General features: G+C 73.7%; 3 protein-coding genes. 2 read left to right on the forward strand and 1 reads right to left on the reverse strand.

Annotation, left to right across the window (positions count from 1 at the left end; translation table 11 throughout):
* Positions 1 to 1186: ATP-binding protein (locus UWG_RS30340; RefSeq protein ID WP_016908454.1), on the reverse strand; the 1186-nt coding region annotated here is incomplete at its 3' end.
* Positions 1187 to 1697: 511 nt separating this feature from the next.
* Here UWG_RS30340 and UWG_RS0117195 point away from each other — a divergent pair.
* Together UWG_RS0117195 and UWG_RS0117200 are read left to right on the forward strand one after the other, a co-directional pair.
* Positions 1698 to 2069 carry a VOC family protein gene (locus UWG_RS0117195; RefSeq protein ID WP_016908455.1) on the forward strand — a complete coding sequence of 124 codons (372 nt, stop codon included), beginning with the start codon at positions 1698 to 1700 and terminating at the stop codon, positions 2067 to 2069.
* A 54-nt stretch (positions 2070 to 2123) separates the two neighbouring features.
* A complete protein-coding gene (locus UWG_RS0117200) occupies positions 2124 to 2735 on the forward strand; it encodes a hypothetical protein (protein WP_016908456.1) in 612 nt (203 codons plus the stop codon).
* Positions 2736 to 2791 lie beyond the last annotated feature (56 nt).

Consider the following 2791-nt stretch of genomic DNA (forward strand, 5'->3'; position numbering starts at 1 on the left):
CCCTGGCGGCGTCGGACGGTTCCGGGGCGTCCGGCGCCGGGTCTGCGGGGACTGCGAGCTCCTCGAGGGCGGCCCGCTGGTGGACTGCGGGCTCCTCGCGCGCCGCGGGGAGCCCGGGCGGGTGGACGGGCTCGGCCTCCGCGTCCCGGGGGAGGGGCACGGCGGGGGCGCGGTGTGCGCCCGTCCGGCTCGCGGGGGCCTCGTCCTCGGGTGCGTCGGTGAGGAGTTGGGTGGGGATGGTGACCGTGACGCGGACGCCGGCGAGGCGGGAGCGGCGGTCGATGACGATGCGCAGGGCGTGGCGCTGCGCGATGCGGCCGGTGAAGGCGTAGCCGATGCGGGGCGGGTCGCCGAGGTCGCCGACGCCTGCGGTGACCTCGCCCGCGGCGAGCGCCTGGATGCGGGCCAACTCGTGGTCGCTTATGCCGCGTCCGCCGTCCTCGACGCAGACCGAGAGGCCGTTGGCCACCCGCATCGTGCTCACCTCGACGACGGAGCTGGACGGCGAGAGCGCGACCGCGTTCTCCAGGAGGTGCCCGAAGAGCTGGATCAGCGGCTCGACGGCCTGGGTGCGCACCGCGACCCGGGGGCGGTCGAGGAGGCGTACGCGCTGGTAGTCGGGCGCGGTGGAGAGGGCGCCGCGCAGCACGTCGTAGAGCGGGGTGGTGGGGCGCTGGCGTCCGGGGGCGCTGCCCGTGAGGACGCGCAGCGAGAAGAGCCAGCGCGCGAGGCTCTGCGCCTTGTGGTCGATCGGGAGGAGGCTGCCGAGGACCTCGGGGTCCTCGTGCTCGTGCTCCATGTCCTCGATCTGCTGCTGGAGTTGGTAGACGAGCGTGAGGAGGCGGTCGGCGACGCCGCGCAACGCGTTCTCCGCGGACTCCTCGGCGCGCTCCTTCGCCTGGGCCGAGACTCCGCGGAAGGCGTCCATCACCTCTTCGACCCGGTCGTCGAACCCGGTGCCCGCGAACCGGGCGGTCGCGGGGCCCGGGTCCTGCTCGGGAAGGCCGGTACGGCGGGAGGCGAGCGCCGGGAGCCGACGTCGGACCAGGTGCGCCAACTCGGCGTCGCGCAGGCCCTCTTCGTGCTTGAGCCGCGCGGTGATCTGCGTCTGCCGCACGAGCAGCACCAGCAGCACCAGGGAGATCACTCCCATGGTGATGAGCGACCAGGCCAGTATCTGCGTCATCAGCACCTCGACCGGAAGACGGAGCGTTCACGGGCGGGCGCCGGGCAGCCGCCGCGCGGGCACGTCCTCGCGCGGGTTGCGGCGGCGCGACGGGCGGCGAGGGCCCGCCGGCGGAGCGGCGGCGGGGGAGCGGCCATGGTGCCGGCCTGGTTCATGTGGTGCCGTACCTCGATCGCGCGTGATGCCGAATGGTTCTGTCCGAGCCCCCGAAGTCCCGTGTCGAACACGGGTCATGACGGCCCGTCGTGACGGACCGGCATCCGGTGATCGTACCGTCACCCCGCGCAGAGTGGGGACCCTCCTCCCCGTCTTCACCCTGGTTGGGGCGGTGTGTGCGATCGCGGACGAGGGGGTGAAGCACATGGGGAAGCCCCGCAGAGTCCCGTTCGACGGCTTGGAACCGGGTGTTCGGACTCGGGACCTCGCGGGGGTCGGGGCGGACGGGCCTCGGCGGGCGGCGATTTCCGCGCGAGGCGTACGAAGCCTCCCGAGTCTGCGGCAGACTGACGCCATGACCGTCTCCGTGCACCACATAGTCGTCGACGCGCACGATCTCCCCGGGCTCGCACGCTTCTGGGCGGACGCGCTGCGCTGGAGGGTCCTCTCGGAGCGGGAGCGCGAGGTCGTCATCGGGCCCGACCTGCTGGCTCCCGTGGGCATCTGCTTCATGCCCGCGGAGGAGGAGAAGCGCGTGAAGAACCGTCTCCACCTCGACCTGACCTGCACGGCCGACGAACGTGAGGCCGAGATCGAGCGGCTCCTCGCGCTCGGCGCGCGCCGCGCGGACGTCGGCCAGACCGGCGAGGAGACGTGGACCGTCCTCGCCGATCCGGAGGACAACGAGTTCTGCGTGGTGCGGCCGAAGTCGACGCTCACCGGCTGAGCGGCCGGCCGTCGCGCGGGGGTCCACGGAACGGGAGCGGCGGGAGGCGGGGCGATGGTGTCGGTAGGGACGTCGGTCTTCGCCGTGCTCGTCTCGCTCGGCTCGCTCGTCCTCGCGTACACGTCCAGCAGACGCGCGCGTATGCCCGTCCTCCAGTTCGTGTGGGAGGAGTCCGGCGGGGGCGAGCCGCGGTGGTGCCTCGTCAACGTCGGTTCGGGGCCCGCGACCAACGTCGTCGTCGCGCAGACCGTGCGGACGGCGCTGCGCAGGGGGCTCGGCGAGGAGCGGTGGTTCAATCCCGTGCTCGTGCCGTCGATACCCGCGGGCGGGCGGCTCCCCCTTTCCTGGCTCGGGTCGGTGCGCGGCGTCGGTTACGGGTTCGGGGCCAGTTACACCGACGCCGAGCGGTACTTCTTCACGACCAAGTGCGGTGACGACGTCTCGATGTTCTTCGTCGGCCTCCATATGCCCCGCTGGCCGCTGTTGAGCCTCGACGGCGGCAAGGCGGTACGGGCCTGGTGGGGCGTGGGCCGCCCGACGGGTCCGGAGTGGTCCGCGGTCACCGCGCGGCACGTGCGCCGACGGTGGTGGCTGGCGCGGCGGTTCGGGGTCTGCCGGCGCATGGGCGGCTGGGCCGATCCGGTGCTCGACTACCGGGAGCGATGAGCCCCGGCCCGGGCCCGGCCGCTGCCCGCCACGCCGTGGCGGGCACGGCGGGGGGG

Source organism: Streptomyces xiaopingdaonensis, from assembly GCF_000262345.1.
GTDB lineage: Bacteria > Actinomycetota > Actinomycetes > Streptomycetales > Streptomycetaceae > Streptomyces > Streptomyces xiaopingdaonensis.

What these genes read in the sequence shown, in the direction of transcription:
- UWG_RS0117195 (WP_016908455.1), top strand. Translation starts at nt 1,698, where the DNA reads ATGACCGTCTCCGTGCACCACATAGTCGTCGACGCGCACGATCTCCCC.
- UWG_RS0117200 (WP_016908456.1), top strand. Translation starts at nt 2,124, where the DNA reads ATGGTGTCGGTAGGGACGTCGGTCTTCGCCGTGCTCGTCTCGCTCGGC.